Raw genomic sequence first — 15,664 nt, forward strand, 5'->3', positions numbered from 1 at the left:
TGAGGTTTGGGGTATAGTGGAGCTGATGGCGCTGAAGCGTCTGACCCGCCAGCGCAAGGCCATTCTGGAGGTGGTGCGGCAGGCCCACCACCACCCGGACGCCGCCTGGATCTACCAGGAGGTGCGCAAGGTGGTGCCCAAGGTGAGCCTGGGCACCATTTACCGCACCCTCGAGGCCCTGGTGGCGGAGGGGTACCTGGTGCCCATCACCAAGGCGGGGGAGGCCACCCGGTACGACGCCAACCTCCACCCCCACCTGCACCTGGTCTGCGAGGCCTGTGGGGCCATCGTGGACCTGGAGGTGGACCTCCCCGACCTGGTGGCCCTGGCCCGGGAGGCCCACCCCGGGGTGGAGGTGCGGGCGGCTGAGGTCACCTTCAAGGGGCTTTGCCCCACCTGCAAGGCGGCCCCCAAGGGCTAAATGGACCCTTTGGCCTGGCTCTACGCCCGCCAGGGGGTGGTGACCCTGGGCCTGGAGCGCATCCGGGCCCTTCTCGCCCGCCTGGGCCACCCCCAGGAGGCCTACCCCGTGGCCCTGGTGGGGGGGACGAACGGCAAAGGCACCGCCGCCCGGGCCCTGGCGGCCATCCTGGAGGAGGCGGGCCTTAAGGTGGGGCTTTACACCAGCCCCCACCTGGTGGACTTCCGTGAGCGCATCGCCCTCCAGGGGGAGCCCATTCCCGAGGCCCGCCTCCACGCCCTCTTGGAGGAGGTCCGCCCCCACGCCGAGGCGGTGGGGGCGAGCTTCTTTGAGGCGGTGACCGCCCTGGCCCTCCTCCACTTCGCCCGGGAGGGGGTGGAGTTCGCGGTCCTCGAGGTGGGCCTTGGGGGGCGCCTGGACGCCACCAACGCCGCCGAGCCCGTCCTCTCCCTCGTCACCAACATCGGGCACGACCACCTGGAGGTCCTGGGCCCCACCTTAAGGGACGTGGCCCGGGAGAAGGCGGGGATCTTCCGGGGCGGCGTCCCCGCCCTCACCGCCGCCCGGGGGGAGGGCCTGGAGGAGCTCAAGCTCCAGGCCAAGGCCCGGGGCACGCCCCTATGGGTCCTGGGGGAGGACTTCCGCCTGGAAGGGGTGGCCCCCACCCCCACGGGCCTCGCCTTCACCCTCGTCCTGAGGGGGGAAGGCCAGGCCTTCCAGGCCCCCCTCCTCGGCCCCCACCAGGCGGAGAACCTGGCCCTGGCGGCGGTGGGGGGAAGGCTTTTGGGGGTGGGGTGGGAGGCCATAGGGAGGGGCCTTGCCCGCGCGGAGAACCCGGGCCGCCTGGAAAGGCTTCGCCTGGGGGAAAAGGAGCTCATCCTGGACGGGGCCCACAACCCCGAGGGCGCACTTGCCCTGCGGGAGGCCCTCCGCTTCCACGGCCTCCTGCCCGCCGCCTTCGTCCTTGCCTTCACCAAGGGCAAGGCCCACGCCCCCATGGCGGAGGCCCTCCGCGGCCTTGGCCCCGTGGTCCTCACCCGTTACGCCTCCCCCCGCGCGGAGGATCCTAGGGCCCTTCTTCCCCTCTTCCCCGGGGCGGCGGTGGAGGAGGACCCCCTAAGGGCCTTGGAGCGGGCTTGGGCTTGGGAAAGCAGGGTGGTGGTGGCGGGAAGCCTCTACCTGGTGGGGGAGGTGAAGCGGCGCCTCAGCGGTTTGCTCCCCGAGGAGCGCCTTCAGTAGCGAGGGCCCGGATGCCCTCCGCGGCCCGGAGGAGCTCCGGCAAGGGGCGCACCAAGGCGATGCGGATAAAGCCCTTCCCCCCAGGGCCGAAGCCCCGTCCCGGGGCCACGGCCACGCCCCGCTCCACCAGGCGGAGGGCGAAGTCCAAATCGTCCAGCCCCTCGGGAAGCCTTCCCCAGAGGTACATGGTGGCCCGGGGGGGTAGGAGCTCCAGGGCCCCCTCCAGGGCCTTTGCCATCCCCAAGGCCCTCTCCCGGTACACCTGGGCGAAGCCTTGGGTCACCTCCTTAGGGGTCTTGAGGGCCTCCACCCCCATGCGCAGGATGCCGGCGTACTGGTTGAAGTCTATCACCCCCTTCACCCGCTCCAGCCTTGTCAAGGCCTCCTCGCTTCCCAGGGCGAAGCCCAGGCGGAAGCCCGCCAGGTTGTAGCTCTTGGATAGGGAGAAGAGCTCCACCACCCGCTCCTTGGCCCCGGGGAGGGCCAGCGGGGAAGGTGCCTCCCCCTCGTAGACCTGGTCCACGTAGGGGTTGTCGTGGATGAGCCAAAGGCCCTCCTTTTGCGCCAGGGCCAGGGCCTCCTCAAAGTAGGCCCAGCCCGCCACCGCCCCCGTGGGGTTGTTGGGATAGTTGAGGAGGAGGACCTTGGCCTTTTGCCAGACTTCCTCCGGCACCTTGGCGAGATCGGCCAGGCCGTCTTGGCGCAGGGGGATGAGGAAGGTCTTTAGGGAGGCCACCTGGGCCGCGCCGAAGTAGCTGGGGTAGGCCACCTCGGGGAGGAGGAGGAGGTCGCCCGGCTCCGTGAGGGCGAGGAGGAGGTGGGCGAGGCCCTCTTGGCTTCCGATGAGGGCGAGGGCCTCCCGCCTGGGGTCTAGGCGGACCCCGTAGCGCCCTCGGTACCAGGCGATGGCGGCCTCCAAAAAGGGCAGGGTGCAGCTTTTCAGGCAGTAGCCGTAGGTGCTGGGGTCCAAGAGGGCCTCCTGGAGGGCCTTTAGGGGGGCCTCGGGGGGTGGGAGGTCCGTGGAGCCGATGGAGAGGTCTATGAGCTTCAAGCCCCTCTCCCGGGCCCTTCGCTTGGCCTCGTCCACCACCAGGAAAATGGAAGGCTCCGGGACCCTACTCATGGTGCCCCTCCTTCCAGGCCTTGCCCGTGACGAGGCTTAGGGCGTGGGGAAGGACGGGGAGGACGGCCTCCAAGGACTCCCTCGCCCCCTTGGGGCTTCCCGGGAGGTTGAGGATGAGGGTCTTCCCCCTAACCCCCGCCACCCCCCGGGAAAGGGCGGCCATGGGGGTCTTCTCCAGGCCCCTTAGGCGCATGAGCTCGGGTAGGCCCGGCACCTCCCGCTCCAGGACCTCCCGGGTGGCCTCAGGGGTCCGGTCCCGGGGGGAAAGGCCCGTGCCCCCGTTGGTGAGGATAAGGTCCACGCCTTCCCGGTCCGCCCAAAGCCGGAGGACCTTCTTGATCATGGGGGGCTCGTCGGGCACCACCTCGTAGGCCACCACCTCGTAGGGCCCGCCCTTTAGGGCTTCCCTAAGGGCCAGGTGGGTAGTGTCCTCCCGCTCGCCCCGGAAGCCCTTGTCGGAAACCGTGAGGATGCCCACGCGGAACATTTGCCTCAAGGTACCACACGAAAAAGGCGGCTATGACGCAAACCTAACGCACCTTCCCTTACTCTGAAGGGGCAGATAAGGATTTGGGTCCTTAGGGTTGCGGAAAGGAGTTCAGCATGACGTCGTTTGTGGTCCGATTGCAGGTGGGGGATTTTGAGGCTTGGAAGCAGGTGTACGACCGGTTCGCGGACATGCGGCGGGAACAAGGGGTGGTTTCCTCCATGGTTTTCCGGGACCCCGGGGACCCCCATGCGGCCTGGGTGGTCCACCACTTTCCCACGGCCGAAGGGGCCCAGGCCTTCGCCCGCTCCGCGGACCTCCAAGAGGCCATGCGCCAATCGGGGGTGTTTAACCACCAGATCTGGTTGCTGCAGGAGGTGGAGCGCTTCACCTACTAAAGCCCTTCTGCTTCGGTGCTACGCTGGGGATAGAGGCGGGGTGTGCGCGCCGGATGGCGGCTGTTAAAGGGCCCGGGGGCATGGTGGCCTGCGCCCTGGTCTTCGGGCGGGTTGCTTTGGCTTAACGTCCTGGGGCCCCTCACGTTGGGAGGGGTTCCCCTGCGGGGCCGGAGGCGGAGGATTCTCTTGGTGGCCTTGTTGGAGGCCCGGGCCGCGGGTCGGGCAGGGCTTACGCCCTTGGCCCTTCAGGACCTCCTTTATCCGGGCCAGGAGGAGGTCCGGGCCTTTGGGGCGCTTCGGGAGCTGGTTTTCGCCTTGCGCCGGCAGTTTGGGACGGGGGTGATTGAGCGAAGGGGCACCTTGTACACCCTGGGCGACCGGGTGGCCTCCGACCTCGAGGTGTTTTTGGAAAACCCTCAACCTTGGCTTTGGCGGGGGCCGTACTTGGATGGCCTGGGCACGGATCAAATCCTTTGGGCCCGGGTGTACCGGCGGGCCCTGGAAGCGGCGCGGCGGGCAGAGCCCCTGGAGGCGTGCCGCTTGCTTTTTAGCCTTTTGCAGGAAGAGCCTTACGACGAAACCACCTTGATGCTCCTTTTGCGCCACTTGGAAGCCGTGGGTTCCCGAAGCGCTCTGGAGGCGGTATACCTTCAGGCAAGAAACCGCTTCCAGGAAGTGGGCCTGAGCCTACCCCCTACCCCTGGCGAGTTTCTGCGGGGCGGTTCTTGAAAACGTGACGCAACCCTAACGCCCACCTGTTTAGCATTGAGGGTGCAACCCCAAACGGTTGCCTGAGGAAGGTGAGGCATGGGAAAGCTATGGGCGGGTGCATTCTTGGCCCTGGGCTTGGCGGTGGCCGCCCAGGGGGTGCCGGTCATTACCGGCTTGAACGGGCCCATGGGGCTTCTTTTTGCCCCCGATGGGCGGCTTTACGTGGTGGAATACGGCCTGGGCGGGGATACCGAGGTGGAAGCGGTAAACCCGGAAACCGGGGAGAAGGTGGTGGCTCGCGTGGGGGCCACCTCCCGGGTCTTGCGCCTGGAACCGGGTGGGGAGGTCCAGGAGGTGGCCCGTTTCCCCTCCGTGGCCTTGGGCCAGGAGTCCAGCGGGGCCTCGAGGCTGGCCTGGCTCGGGGGGCTTTTGGTCACCAGCGGGGGCTGGAACCAAGCGGACAGGGACCCCATGCCCTTCATGGGGGTGGTGGCGCGGGTAGGGCCTGAGGGGCCCGAGAAGGTGGCGGACCTTTGGGCCTTTGAGAAGGCCCAGAACCCCGATGGCTTCCACCGGGAGACCCACCCCTACGGCCTCACCGTGGGCGCCGATGGCTACGTTTACGTGGCCGACGCCGGGGCCAACGACCTTTTGAAGGTGAACCCCTCCACGGGTGCGGTCAGCTTGGTGGCGGTCTTCGCCGGGCTCCCGGGGCCTTTCGCCAACCCCGCCCGGGGCGGGGCCATGGAGATGGACCCAGTGCCCACGGCGGTGGTGGTCAAAGACGGGGTTTTCTACGTGAGCCTCCTTTCGGGGGGTTCCTTCCTCAAAGGCGCCGCCAAGGTGGTGAAGGTGGAGGGGGGTAAGGTGAGCGACTACGCCACCGGGGCCACCATGCTCACCGATCTCCAGGAGGGGCCGGACGGCCAGCTCTACGCCGTGCGCTTTGCGGAAACGGGGGAACGGGGGCCCATCCCAGGTACTGGGGCGGTCCTCAGGGTGCGGCCTGGGGGGTTTGAGGTGGTGGTGGATGGGCTTTCCTTCCCCACGGCCTTGGCCATCGCCCCAAGCGGCGACCTTTACGTGACGGTAAACGGCGTGGGGGCTCCGGGTAGCGGGGCGGTCTTGAAGTTCGCTGGAGCGATCCGGTAGGTGGGGTCATCCCCGCTTTGGCTTCCCAGCCGGGCTGGGAAGCCTTTCCTTTCCGGGGTCAGAAGCTAACCCAAACCTGGGCCTGCCGGCCTACGCTGAGCGTAGCAACCCATTTTGGTTGCGGGAACTAGGAGGTGGGTATGCGATTGCAGTTTGCGGTAGACCGGCCATTGCCGGCGAGGTTCAGGGGAGGTTGCCTTGGGCAAGCCCGCGGGGCTCCACGCTGGAGGGAGTATGTGGTTTCCTGATCCCGTTTCCTTGGAGGCGGGCGTTCGCGAGCGGCAAGCGGTGCTTCGGCGGGAAGCGGAGCGGGAACGGCTTATCCGGGAAGCGTTGGTGGTTAGGCGGTCTGGGCTCATGCGGCTTTGGCAAGCCTTCGTGTGCCGCAGGGAGGTGCCTTGCGTGCGCCGGGCCGTCCGCGCCTTCCTCGCCGAGCACCCGGAATGGCAAGGGTTTTTTCCGGATGAAGCCTTTCTTGGCCGCCTTATTCCCCGCTTCCCCCACATTCCGCACCCCCTTCACTCCAGCAGGTAATATCGCCCGGCCCCCAGGAGGCGCGCCGCGGTCTCGTGATGGGGAGCCAGGTTGAGGACGAACCACCTGCCCCCCAGCTCCACCAGTCGGACCCACATAAAGAGTTGAAACACCCAGCGCAAGGTGGGCTTGGCTGTGGGTCTCCCCTTCTGGTCCGGCAGGCTGGACCCCGCCTCCCAAAGCCTCCGCCTCAGCGCCCACTCCCCCAGGGCGTACACCAGAAGGGCCAGGGCCATCACCATCCCCAGGGCCATCACCCGCTCGGGCCGCTTCAAGAAGGTGCTCTCCGCAAAGAACAGGGGGTCCTTCAGAAACCGGAACCCCCGCTCCACCGTCCGGGCCTGGTCCTTGTACCGCCTCAGCACCTCCTGAGGGGGAAGCCCCTCCCGGTCCAGCACGTTCGTGGCCAGGAGGAATCGCCCCAGGCCCCGCCTCGCCCGCTCCAGCTTCTCCTGATCCACCTCCAGGCGGGCCCGCAGGCGGTAGACCACCGCCAAGGGTCGCTCCCCCTTGCGCGGCCGGCCCACCCGCTCCCATTGGCGTTCCTCCTGCACTCCCAGGTAGACCAGCCGGTGCGAAGGAAGTCGGCCGCTGGCCTCGCTCAGGGCCCGCCGGGCGTCCGCCTCACAGGCGAAGGTCCGAGCCGTCAGCCGGCCCAGGACCTTCCGCGCCTCCCCTTCGGCCCGCGCTATCCGCTGCTGGAGGCTCGCTTCCTCCATCCTGGCCCGCTCCTGGCTCTCCACCAACAGCCAGCGCTGCCGCACACCCCCGTACTCGCTCTCCACCTCCAGCCCCCGGTAGCCCGGCAGCAGAGGCCTCCAGGCCTCCTGGGGTAACTCCTCGCGTAGCAGGACCTTGGCCTCCTTTAGGGTGGCCGGCACCCGCATGACCCAGGAGAACCCACGCAGGGCCCCCAGGTTCTCCTGGCTGTAGCTGGCCCCGTCCAGCACCACCACCTCCCCCAGTTCCAGGCTCTGGCGGTAGCGCGCCAGCAGGGGAACCAAGGCCTCCTGATCCGACTGGTTCCCATCCCCAGGAGCGAAGAGCAGGGGAATCCCCCCGGTATCGGCGCAGATCAGGTTCATCACCCACTGCTTGAGGTCTGGGCGGTGGTCCCGGCTGTAGCCGTGGGTGAGGCGGATGACCAGGGGCTCGTCCCCCGTATCGGTCTGGCCCTCTTCCCCGCTCCCGTACACCCCGTGGACGTGAAAGCTGGTGGAGTCCACGTGAAGAGCCCGCACGGGAAAGGGAAAGGCTCTGCGGGCAGATTTAGCCACCTCCACGAACAGCTCGGTGACCCCGGCCGCGTACAGGCTGTCCAGCATGCGGCCCATGCGGTCGTCGTTCAAAGTTCGGGGGTGATGCCGGGCCCCAGGAGCAGCTCGGTGGGCTTGTCCTGGAAGAAGTGGCCGAAGAGGTAGAGGGGAGAGGTGACGAAGCCCAGGGCGTTCAGTATGGCGGCCTTGAGGGCCATGCCAGTGGAGACCTTTTCGCCCGGCCTTGGGCCCACGAACCGGTCTACGGTCTGTACCAGTCCTATCTGATCCAGGATGCTGGCCACCAGGCCCAGGTGGCCCAGGTCGTACACCTGTAGGTTGGGTGTGGTTTCCATCCCAAAATCCTAAGGCCAAGGGAGAGGGGTGCGGAATGTCGGCTTCCGCCACGGCGGAATGGGGGCGGAAGCCCTGGCTACCCTTTGGGCGCAGTACCTGGGCCTAGGAGCCAAGACCGCCGCGGACTGGCGGGGCCCCATGGTGCAGGGTGCGGCGGCGTTCTTGGCCCTTCTGGCCCGGGAGCCGGGGTTTGCCTAGGGCGTGGCGTCCCACACCCGGGCCAAAAGCGCCCGGCCGTAGGCCAAGGTATCCGCCACGGCCTCGAGGTCCAGGCGGGCGAAGGTGTCCGTGGGCCAGTGCCAGTCGGGGGGTACGCCCCCTTCCAACCGGATGAGGGTGAGGGTGGGAAAGCCCCTTTGCGCCAGGGGCAAGGCGTCAAAGTAGGCCAGGCGGTAGCGGAGGGGTTGGGCCCCCGGGGTTTTGCGGGCGGCTTCCAGAAGGGGCCCGCGATAAGGGGTGTAGCGGAGCATGCCCTCTCCCTCCACGTAGAAAAGCTCCCCCCGGCCCACGTTGTCCAGGTTGAGGAGGAGGGCCCCTTGGGGCAGTCGGCGGGCCAGGGCCTTGGCCCCCAGGGCCCCCACCTCCTCGCACCCCGTGAGGGCGAGGCCGAGCCGCCACCCCTTGGGGGGCTCGGTGGCGAGGAAAAGGGCCGTGGCCACCGCCACCCCGCTGGCGTTGTCGTTGGCCCCTTCCACGTAGGCCGCCCTTAACTCCCGGTGAAGGAGAAGGGTTGCTTGCAGGAGGAAGTAAAAGCCTAGGGGCCACTTCAAGGGGGTAAATGCCAAGAGGGGGCTTAGAAAGGCGATAAGGGCGTTTGCCAAGAAGTTTTGCCGGAAGCTCCTTACCCGTTTGGGGTGGTAGAGGAAAAAGGTCTTGGCGGTGTCCACGTGGGCTATGAGGACGAGCGCCCGTTCCCCTGTTCCCTTCCAGGCCAAGAGGTTTTGCGAGGGGTAGCGGTCCAGGAGGAAGCTCCAGGGGCGCTGGCCGCTGAAGTAAAGGAAAAAGCCGAGGGCCCCCAGGAGGGGGAGGATGGGGGAGAGGGGGCTTAGGGCGAGGAGGAGGCTAATGGCGAGGAGTTCCGTGCCGTAGCTCCTCACCCCCCGGAAGGGGAGGGTTTCCGCCTGGATGCCCTTCTCCGCCAAGAAGGCCTTGAGGCGCCGGAAGGCTTCGGCCTCGAGGTCCGTGGCGCTTCCCCGGTGGGGGAGGTGGAGGAGGGCTAAGACCGCCTTTAGGGTTTCCACGCTTTCCCAGGATAATGGGTCCATGTGGACCTTTCCCGAGCGCGTGGAGGGGCGGTACGTGCGCCTAGAACCCTTAAGCCTGGCCCACCTTCCCGGTTTCCTCGCCCACTACGATCCCGAGGTCTACCGCTTCCTGAGCGTTCCCTCGGGGCCCACGGAGGAGGCCTTGAGGGCCCACCTGGAGGCCCTGCTTTCCGAGCCCGGCCGGGTGAACTGGGCGGTCTACCTGGGGGAGGCCCTGGCGGGGCGCATCTCCGTCATCGCCCCCGAGCCCGAGCACGGGAAGCTGGAGATCGGCACCATGATCTTCAAGGCCTTCTGGGGCAGCCCCGCCAACAAGGAGGCCAAGTACCTTCTCCTCCGCCACGCCTTTGAGGTTCTTGGGGTGGAGCGGGTCCAGTTCAAGGTGAACCGGAACAATGAGCGGAGCCAAAGGGCCTTGGAGTCCTTAGGGGCGGTGCGGGAGGGGGTGCTCCGGAAAAACCGCAGGCTCCCCGATGGGACCTTTCGCGACGACGTGATCTACAGCATCCTGCGGGAGGAGTGGCCCCAGGTGAAGGCCCGCCTCGAGGCCCGCCTTTATGGAAGCCCTTAGGCTCTCGGTGGTTCTCCTCGCCTACCTGGGCCTCGCCCTGGGGGGGCTTCCCGGCTTCCGCATGAACCGGGCCGGGGTGGCGCTCGTGGGGGGGAGTTTTCTCCTCCTCCTCGGGACCTTTGACCTGGAGGAGGCCTGGCACGCCCTGGACGCCGAAACCCTGGCCTTCCTCTTCGGGGTCATGGTCCTAAACGCCCAGCTTTCCTACGCCGGCTTCTTCGGCCTGGCGGCGGAGGCCCTCTTGCGCCTGGCGAAAAGCCCCTTCTCCCTCCTCGTCCTCCTCACCTTTGGGGCCGGGCTCCTTTCCGCCCTCTTCCTCAACGACACCATGGCCCTCCTCCTCACCCCCCTGGTGGTGCGGGTGGTCCAGGGGGTTGGCCTGAACCCCGTGCCCTACCTTCTCGCCCTCATGGGGGCGGTGAACACGGGAAGCCTCTTGACCCCCACGGGCAACCCGCAGAACATCCTGGTGGCGAGCCTTTCGGGCCTTGGCTACCTGGACTTTGTCCGGAACCTTTGGCTTCCCGCCCTCCTGGGGCTTTGCCTCCAGGTCCTCCTCCTCGCCCTCCTCTACCCCGAGGCGCGCTCCCTAAAGCCCCTGCCGCCCCTTCCCCCCTTGCGCTACCGGCTGCACCCCGCCCTCCTCCGGAAGGGCCTCGCCGTGGCCCTTGGGCTCCTTTTGGCCTTCCTCCTGGGCTACCCCATGGCCCAGGGGGCCCTGGTGGCGGCGGGGCTTCTCCTCTTCACCCGGAGGCTCCGCTCCGAGCGCTACTTCCAGCGGGTGGACTGGGAGCTTTTGGTGATGTTCGGCGGGCTTTTCCTCCTCACGGAGGGAGTGAGGCGCCTGGGCCTGGCCGAGGCCCTTCTCCCCTTGGCGGCCACCCCCTTGGGGCTTCTCCTCGCCGCCACCTCGCTTTCCCTCCTCATCTCCAACGTGCCCGCGGTGCTCCTCCTCGCCCCCCTGGCCCAAAGCCCCGAGGACTGGCTCCTCCTGGCGGGGGGGAGCACCTTGGCGGGAAACCTCACCCTCCTCGCCAGCGTGGCCAACCTCATCGTGGCCGAAGGGGCGGGGAAGGAAGGGGTGCGGATGGGCTTTAGGGAGCACCTCCGCTTCGGCCTTCCCCTCACCCTCTTAAGCCTAGCCCTCCTCTACGCCCTACTTTAGGCGCTCCTCCAGCCAGCCCCCGATGGCGAGCACCCGGCCGTCCTCGGCGTAGGGCCCCACCACCTGGAGCCCCACGGGCATCCCCTCCACCCGGGCGAAGGGGAGGACCAGGGTGGGCACCCCCAAGAGGCTAAAGGGGAGGGTGAGGGTGATGAAGGCTTCCCGGTGGCTCTTCCTGCCCGATTCCAGCTCCACCTCCTCCGTGCCCAAGGGGGGGGCGGGGAGGGGTTGGGCGGGGAGGAGGAGGGCGTCCACCCCCCTCAGGGCCTTCATGAGCTCCAGGCGCAGGGCCTCCCGCTCCGCCACGGCGTCGCGGTAGTCCTTCTCCGTGAGGGCGAGGCCCGCCAGGAGGGCTTCCCGAACCGGGAGGGAGAAGCCTTCCGGGTGCCCCTTTAGGGCCCTTTCGTGGATGCGGGCCGCCTCGTAGCGCACCAGGCGGGTGTAGACCTCGTAGACCCCCTTAAGGGGCAGGGAAACCTCCTTCACCTCCGCCCGCAGGGTGGGGAGGTCCTCCAGGAGCCGCAGGAAGGCCCGCCTCACCCCGTGGCCCAGCCTGCCCTCCAAAAAGTCCGTGGGAACGCCGAAGGTGGGGTTCTGGGGGGCTTCTAGGGGTATGCTTTCCCCCGCCAGGATCTCCGTGAGAAAGTGGGCGTCCCGCACCGTCTTGGCGAGGGGCCCGGCGTGGTCGGTGGAGCGGGAAAGGGGCAAAGCCCCTTCCAAGGAGATGCGGCCGTAGGAGGGCTTGAAGCCCACCACCCCGTTGAAGGCGGCGGGGATGCGGATGGAACCCCCGGTATCCGTGCCCAAGGAGGCGAGGCCGATGCCCAGGGCCACCGCCACGGCGCTCCCGCCGCTGGAGCCTCCCGCTTGGCGGGTGGGGTCAATGGCGTTGCGCACCGGGCCCGTCCAGGGGTTTTCCCCGGTGATCCCCAAGGCGATCTCGTGCATGTTGGCCTTGGCGAAGACCAGGGCCCCCGCCTCCCTTAGCCGCCGCACCGCCTGGGCCTCCTCGGGAAGGGGGGGAAGGGGGGCGCGGGTCCCCGCTCGGGTGGGCATCCCCTTCACGGGGAAGAGGTCCTTCACCGTGAGCGGCAGCCCGTGGAGGGGGCCTCGAGGCCGCCCCTGGCGAAGCTCTTCCGTGAGGGCCTCCGCCTCCTTGCGGGCGGCCTCTTCGTCCAGATAGGCCAAGGCGTTGCGGTCGGCGAAGGCCGTGGCCCGCTCCAGCGCCTCCTCCAAAAGGGCCAAGGGGGTGGTTTCGCCCCGTTCCAGAAGGGCTTTAGCCTCGAGGAGTTCCATGCTCCATTATAAAAGCCTTTTCCTCCGCCTCTCCCAGGGGCTTCCGCCCCGGCCAGGCGTAGGTGACCACCTCCCGCTCCTTCAGGGCCAAGGCCACGAGCTCCGCCGTGGGCAGGCGGGCCTCGGCCTCCAGGACCACTTCCAGCCTCGCCCGGGTCACGGGGTGCTTGGGGGCGAAGAGGGTGCAGCACTCCTCGTCGGGGAGGATGGAGATGGGGTAGGTGCCGATGCGTTTGGCCTCGGCCATGATCTCCTGCTTGTCCAGCCCGATGAGGGGGCGGAAGACGGGGAGGGTGGCCGCCTGGTTCACCACGTGGAGGTTTTCCAGGGTCTGGGAGGCCACCTGGCCTAGGCTGTCCCCCGTGCAAAGGGCCAAGGCCTCCTCTTCCCGGGCGATGGCCTCGGCGATGCGGAGCATGTAGCGGCGGTAGAGGACCACCCGGTAGGGGGTGGGGGCCTCCACGATGATCCGCCGCTGCACCTCGCTGAAGGGCACCAGGTGGAGGCGGAGGCGGTGCTGGAAGCGGGCGAGGCGCTCGGCCAGGGCCATGGCCTTCTCCCGGCTTGCCCCGGAGAGGAGGGGGAAGGGGTGGAAGTGGACGAGGACCACCTCCGCCCCCCGGCGCATGAGGCGGTAGGCGGCCACGGGGGAGTCTATGCCCCCCGAGAGGAGGGCCACCACCTTCCCGGAAACCCCAGGGGGAAGCCCCCCTGGCCCCGGGTGGCGGGCCACCTCCAAAAGGGCCGCCCCCGGGAGGATGCGCACCACGAACTCCCGCTCCGCCCCCTTGAGCCGCACCTGGGCCCCCGTCCTTTCCTTCACGAAGGCCCCCAGGCGCCGCTCTATCTCGGGGGAGGTGAGGGGGAAGGTCTTGTCCGAGCGCTTGGCGGTGATGCGGAAGCTGTAGAAGCGCTCCTCCGCCAACACCCTCTCCAAGGCGCTTTCCAAGGCGGCGAGGCTTGGGGGCACCCGCAGGACCCGGGCGAAGCTTTCCACCCCCAGGGTGTCCTGGAGCCGGGACTGGGCCTCGAGCCAGGCCGCCTCCTCCAGGCGGAAGAGGAGGGCCATGGACCAGTCCGCCTCTAAGGTGGCCCCAAGCCCTTCTAGGGCCTCCCGCACGTGGGCCTTGGCCTTCTTCAGGAAAAAGGGGCGGTTCTGCCCCTTGAGGGCCAGCTCGTGGAAGAGGTTTACCAGGACCAGGGTTTCCATCATGGGCAAAGCCCTTTCACCGCCAGGTAAAGCCGGCTGCACAAGGAGCCCCGCCGGGCTGCCTCCTTGAGGTCCTCGGGGTGCCCATAGCGGAAGGCGGCGTAGTAGGTCTTGCCGGGTTTGGGCTCGGGGAGCTTGGGGGGAGCGGCGAGCCGCCCCTCAAAGACCCATAACTCCAGGGTGTAGCGGGGCCTCTCCTCCACGCCGAAGGCGAGGGGCTGGGCCTGGGCCAGGGCGGTGCCGAGCTTTTCCCGGGCCACGCGGAAGGCGGCCTCCTCCGGGGTTTCCTCCCCTTCCAGGCTCACGGCGGGAAGCCCCCAGGCCCCCCCGAACTCCGGGTCCTCCTCCGGCCGCAGGACGAGGAGCAGCCCCTCTTCCCCCCAGGCGGCTAGGGCCACGGAGCGCTTCCTGGGCACCCCCTCGCGCACCCCTTTAGCCTAGCAGGATTGTAGATCAGGCGCAAATCCGGCAAGGCGCAGGGGCTCCACCTCCACCGGGGTGCTGTGGAAGGTGCTCCCGCCCCCCAGGTCCGTGAGCCCCTCCCCGGTGAGGTGGTTCACCCCCTTGCCGTCGGGGGCCCACTGCTCCCACCAGGTGCCCTCGAGGACCACCACCCCGGGCCTCGGGGCCTCGCTCACCCGGGCCTTCCGGGTGATCCGCCCCCAAGGGGAATGGATGTGGACGAGCATCCCGTCCCGTATGCCCCGGGCCTCGGCGTCCAGGGGGTGGATGAGGAGCACGGGTTCCCCCCCTTCCGCCGCCACCAGGGCCTCCACGTTCCCGTAGGTGGTGTTGAGGAAGCGGTGGGCGGGCGGGGTGAGGAGGATCAAGGGGTAGCCGGGCCGGGGCTCCGTGGGGATGACCTCGGGAGGGGGGCTAAAGCGCACGGGGCCTTGGGCGAAGGGCAGGAAGGGCTTGGGCAGGTTGAGCTTGAGGAAGCCCTCCGCCTTGAGCCTTTCCAGGGTGATCCCCTCCAAGTAGGGGTGGTCCGTGGCCAGGAGGCTTCGGGCCACCTCCTCCGCCTCCCAGTAGAGGGTGGGCTCCTTCAGGCCGAGCCGCTTGGCGAGCTCCCGGAAGACCCAGGTGTTGGGCCTCGCCTCCCCCTCGGGCTCGGCCAAGGGCTCGTTCCAGGAGAGGTAGTAGTGGCCGTAGCTCGTGTAGAGGTCCGGGTGCTCGTAGAAAAAGGTGGCGGGGAGGAGGTAGTCGGCGAAGAGGGCGGTTTCCGTCCTTACCTGCTCCAGGACCACGGTGAAGAGGTCCTCCCGCGCCAGCCCCGCCCGCACCTTCCCCGTGCTCGGGGCCACCACCAGGGGGTTGCTGTTGAAGACGAAGAGGACCCGTATGGGCGGGTCAAGCTCGGTGAGGGCGGTGCCGAGCTGGTTCATGTTGATGGCCCGGGCCTTGGGGTTGGGGCGGAAGTAGCCCTCGTGGGGGTGGCCTCCCTCCAGGAGGTGCCGCCCCCCGAGATGGCGCTTGTTGAGGAAAAAAGCTCCGCTGGTGGAGAGCATGGCCCCAGAGCCCGGGTAGCGCCAGGCCCCGAGGAGGGCGGGGAGGAGGATCACCGCCCTTAAGGCGTTCCCGCCCCCGGGGTGGCGGGTCATGCCATAGCCCACCCGCAGGAAAACCCGCTTGGCCTCGCCCAGCTCCCGGGCCAGGGCCTCTATGGCCTCCTTTTCTATTCCGGTAAGGGCGCTCGCCCGCTCCGGGGGCCAGGCCTCCGCCTCCTCCCGGAACGCCTCCACCCCCGTGGCCGCCTCCTCCAGGTAGGCCCAGTCCACCAGGCCCTCCCGGAAGAGGACGTGGGCCAGGGCGTAGGCCAAGGCGGCGTCGGTGCCGGGGCGGATCTTGAGGTGGAGATGGGCGAAGCGGCTTGTCCGGTTCTCGTAGGGGTCAATGTGCACCACCTTGGCCCCCCGGGCCTTGGCCTCCTTGAGGAAGGGGGTGAGGTGGCTGTTGGTGGTGAGGTTGTTGATGCCCCACAGGAGGATGTAGCGGGCGTTTTCCGGGATGTCCTCGGGGTCGGGGGCGAGGCGGGGGCCGTAGGTCATCTCCCAGGCGGCGGCCCCCGCCGTGGCGCAGATGGTCTCCAGGAGCTCGCTCGCCCCGATGGCCCGGAAGAAGGCCAGGGGGTGCTGGTTCTCTATGAGCCCCATGGTGCCGGCGTAGTGGTAGGGCAGGACCGCCTCGCCCCCCGTGGGTGTCCAAGACGGCCTTGAGCCTATCCGCGATCTCGTCCAAAGCCTCTTCCCAGGAGACCCTTTCAAACCGCCCCTCCCCCTTGCGCCCCACCCGGCGCAGAGGGTGGCGTAGCCTTTCCTTAACCCTTTCGGGGTAGCGGTAGGTCTTGGCGCAGGCGAAGCCCCGGGTGATGGGGTGGCGGGGGTCCCCCTCCACCCGCGCCAGACGGCCTCCCTCCAGGGTGAGGAGGAGGCTGCAGGCGTCGGGGCAGTCCAGGGGGCAGGTGGCGCGGGCGCGCATG

The 15,664-nt window shown here is 68.6% G+C and carries 15 protein-coding genes and 2 pseudogenes; 9 read left to right on the forward strand and 8 right to left on the reverse strand.

The genetic code is table 11. The annotated features are described in order from the left end of the window. Positions 1-25: 25 nt before the first annotated feature. Positions 26-421 carry a manganese-dependent transcriptional regulator PerR gene (gene perR, locus QT17_RS00255; protein WP_039455462.1) on the forward strand — a complete coding sequence of 132 codons (396 nt, stop codon included), beginning with the start codon at positions 26-28 and terminating at the stop codon, positions 419-421. Continuing rightward, positions 422-1,660: a folylpolyglutamate synthase/dihydrofolate synthase family protein gene (locus tag QT17_RS00260; protein WP_039454984.1), complete on the forward strand. Its 1,239-nt coding sequence runs from the start codon at positions 422-424 to the stop codon at positions 1,658-1,660. On the opposite strand, the gene QT17_RS00265 is transcribed toward QT17_RS00260, so the two are convergent. After that, a complete protein-coding gene (locus tag QT17_RS00265) occupies positions 1,626-2,783 on the reverse strand; it encodes an aminotransferase class I/II-fold pyridoxal phosphate-dependent enzyme (protein ID WP_039454988.1) in 1,158 nt (385 codons plus the stop codon). The two genes, QT17_RS00260 and QT17_RS00265, sit on opposite strands and share 35 nt — an antisense overlap. Next, positions 2,776-3,270, reverse strand: a complete 495-nt coding sequence (locus QT17_RS00270) for a MogA/MoaB family molybdenum cofactor biosynthesis protein (RefSeq protein WP_039454991.1) — start codon at positions 3,268-3,270, stop codon at positions 2,776-2,778. Before QT17_RS00270 ends, QT17_RS00265 begins: the two co-directional genes overlap by 8 nt. A gap of 116 nt (positions 3,271-3,386) precedes the next feature. Between QT17_RS00270 and QT17_RS00275 the strand changes: the two genes are divergently transcribed. The 4 genes from QT17_RS00275 to QT17_RS00290 all read left to right on the forward strand — a co-directional run bounded on the left by QT17_RS00275 (position 3,387) and on the right by QT17_RS00290 (position 6,065). Beyond that, entirely contained in the window at positions 3,387-3,668 is a 282-nt protein-coding gene (locus QT17_RS00275) for a putative quinol monooxygenase (protein WP_039454994.1), read from the forward strand. Positions 3,669-3,854: 186 nt separating this feature from the next. Then, positions 3,855-4,397, forward strand: coding sequence for a hypothetical protein (locus QT17_RS13515; RefSeq protein WP_152607292.1), 543 nt, complete (start codon positions 3,855-3,857; stop codon positions 4,395-4,397). A gap of 78 nt (positions 4,398-4,475) precedes the next feature. Then, positions 4,476-5,531, forward strand: coding sequence for a ScyD/ScyE family protein (locus tag QT17_RS00285; protein ID WP_039454999.1), 1,056 nt, complete (start codon positions 4,476-4,478; stop codon positions 5,529-5,531). Positions 5,532-5,765: 234 nt separating this feature from the next. Continuing rightward, positions 5,766-6,065 carry a hypothetical protein gene (locus QT17_RS00290; protein WP_039455001.1) on the forward strand — a complete coding sequence of 100 codons (300 nt, stop codon included), beginning with the start codon at positions 5,766-5,768 and terminating at the stop codon, positions 6,063-6,065. On the opposite strand, the pseudogene QT17_RS00295 reads toward QT17_RS00290, so the two are convergent. Next, positions 6,050-7,677 (reverse strand): annotated as a pseudogene (locus tag QT17_RS00295) (IS1634 family transposase). The gene QT17_RS00290 and the pseudogene QT17_RS00295 overlap by 16 nt on opposite strands. Positions 7,678-7,705: 28 nt before the next feature. Between QT17_RS00295 and QT17_RS13765 the strand changes: the two are divergent. After that, on the forward strand, positions 7,706-7,876 hold the full coding sequence (locus QT17_RS13765; protein WP_153802414.1) for a hypothetical protein: 171 nt from the start codon (positions 7,706-7,708) through the stop codon (positions 7,874-7,876). Here the strand turns inward: QT17_RS13765 and QT17_RS00300 are convergent. Next, positions 7,873-8,919, reverse strand: coding sequence for a M28 family metallopeptidase (locus QT17_RS00300; RefSeq protein ID WP_039455464.1), 1,047 nt, complete (start codon positions 8,917-8,919; stop codon positions 7,873-7,875). The genes QT17_RS13765 and QT17_RS00300 overlap by 4 nt on opposite strands. Positions 8,920-8,941: 22 nt before the next feature. On the opposite strand from QT17_RS00300, the gene QT17_RS00305 reads away from it, so the two are divergent. Both QT17_RS00305 and QT17_RS00310 read left to right on the forward strand, forming a co-directional pair. Then, positions 8,942-9,514 (forward strand): GNAT family N-acetyltransferase, encoded by a 573-nt coding sequence (locus tag QT17_RS00305; protein WP_039455004.1) that lies wholly within the window; start codon positions 8,942-8,944, stop codon positions 9,512-9,514. Further along, positions 9,501-10,679: an SLC13 family permease gene (locus tag QT17_RS00310; RefSeq protein ID WP_039455005.1), complete on the forward strand. Its 1,179-nt coding sequence runs from the start codon at positions 9,501-9,503 to the stop codon at positions 10,677-10,679. Before QT17_RS00305 ends, QT17_RS00310 begins: the two co-directional genes overlap by 14 nt. On the opposite strand, the gene QT17_RS00315 is transcribed toward QT17_RS00310, so the two are convergent. The 4 genes and pseudogenes from QT17_RS00315 to QT17_RS14115 form a co-directional block, all read right to left on the reverse strand. Next, positions 10,671-11,975: an amidase gene (locus QT17_RS00315; protein WP_039455007.1), complete on the reverse strand. Its 1,305-nt coding sequence runs from the start codon at positions 11,973-11,975 to the stop codon at positions 10,671-10,673. The two genes, QT17_RS00310 and QT17_RS00315, sit on opposite strands and share 9 nt — an antisense overlap. After that, positions 11,956-13,185: a tRNA uracil 4-sulfurtransferase ThiI gene (thiI, locus tag QT17_RS00320; RefSeq protein WP_039455465.1), complete on the reverse strand. Its 1,230-nt coding sequence runs from the start codon at positions 13,183-13,185 to the stop codon at positions 11,956-11,958. Before thiI ends, QT17_RS00315 begins: the two co-directional genes overlap by 20 nt. Further along, a complete protein-coding gene (locus QT17_RS00325; protein WP_081995742.1) occupies positions 13,185-13,601 on the reverse strand; it encodes an NUDIX domain-containing protein in 417 nt (138 codons plus the stop codon). Before QT17_RS00325 ends, thiI begins: the two co-directional genes overlap by 1 nt. 21 nt (positions 13,602-13,622) lie before the next feature. Continuing rightward, positions 13,623-15,663: pseudogene (locus tag QT17_RS14115) on the reverse strand (molybdopterin-dependent oxidoreductase). Position 15,664: the final 1 nt, after the last annotated feature.

It is taken from the genome of Thermus sp. 2.9, assembly GCF_000794385.1.
GTDB classification, from domain to species: Bacteria; Deinococcota; Deinococci; order Deinococcales; family Thermaceae; genus Thermus; species Thermus thalpophilus.

Excerpts from the sequence above, each read along its gene's own strand:
- QT17_RS00305 (WP_039455004.1), top strand. The coding sequence starts at position 8,942 with ATGTGGACCTTTCCCGAGCGCGTGGAGGGGCGGTACGTGCGCCTAGAA.
- QT17_RS00260 (WP_039454984.1), top strand. The coding sequence starts at position 422 with ATGGACCCTTTGGCCTGGCTCTACGCCCGCCAGGGGGTGGTGACCCTG.
- QT17_RS00285 (WP_039454999.1), top strand. The coding sequence starts at position 4,476 with ATGGGAAAGCTATGGGCGGGTGCATTCTTGGCCCTGGGCTTGGCGGTG.
- thiI (WP_039455465.1), bottom strand. The coding sequence starts at position 13,185 with ATGGAAACCCTGGTCCTGGTAAACCTCTTCCACGAGCTGGCCCTCAAG.
- QT17_RS00265 (WP_039454988.1), bottom strand. The coding sequence starts at position 2,783 with ATGAGTAGGGTCCCGGAGCCTTCCATTTTCCTGGTGGTGGACGAGGCC.
- QT17_RS00290 (WP_039455001.1), top strand. The coding sequence starts at position 5,766 with ATGTGGTTTCCTGATCCCGTTTCCTTGGAGGCGGGCGTTCGCGAGCGG.
- QT17_RS00270 (WP_039454991.1), bottom strand. The coding sequence starts at position 3,270 with ATGTTCCGCGTGGGCATCCTCACGGTTTCCGACAAGGGCTTCCGGGGC.
- perR (WP_039455462.1), top strand. The coding sequence starts at position 26 with ATGGCGCTGAAGCGTCTGACCCGCCAGCGCAAGGCCATTCTGGAGGTG.
- QT17_RS00310 (WP_039455005.1), top strand. The coding sequence starts at position 9,501 with ATGGAAGCCCTTAGGCTCTCGGTGGTTCTCCTCGCCTACCTGGGCCTC.
- QT17_RS00275 (WP_039454994.1), top strand. The coding sequence starts at position 3,387 with ATGACGTCGTTTGTGGTCCGATTGCAGGTGGGGGATTTTGAGGCTTGG.
- QT17_RS00315 (WP_039455007.1), bottom strand. The coding sequence starts at position 11,975 with ATGGAACTCCTCGAGGCTAAAGCCCTTCTGGAACGGGGCGAAACCACC.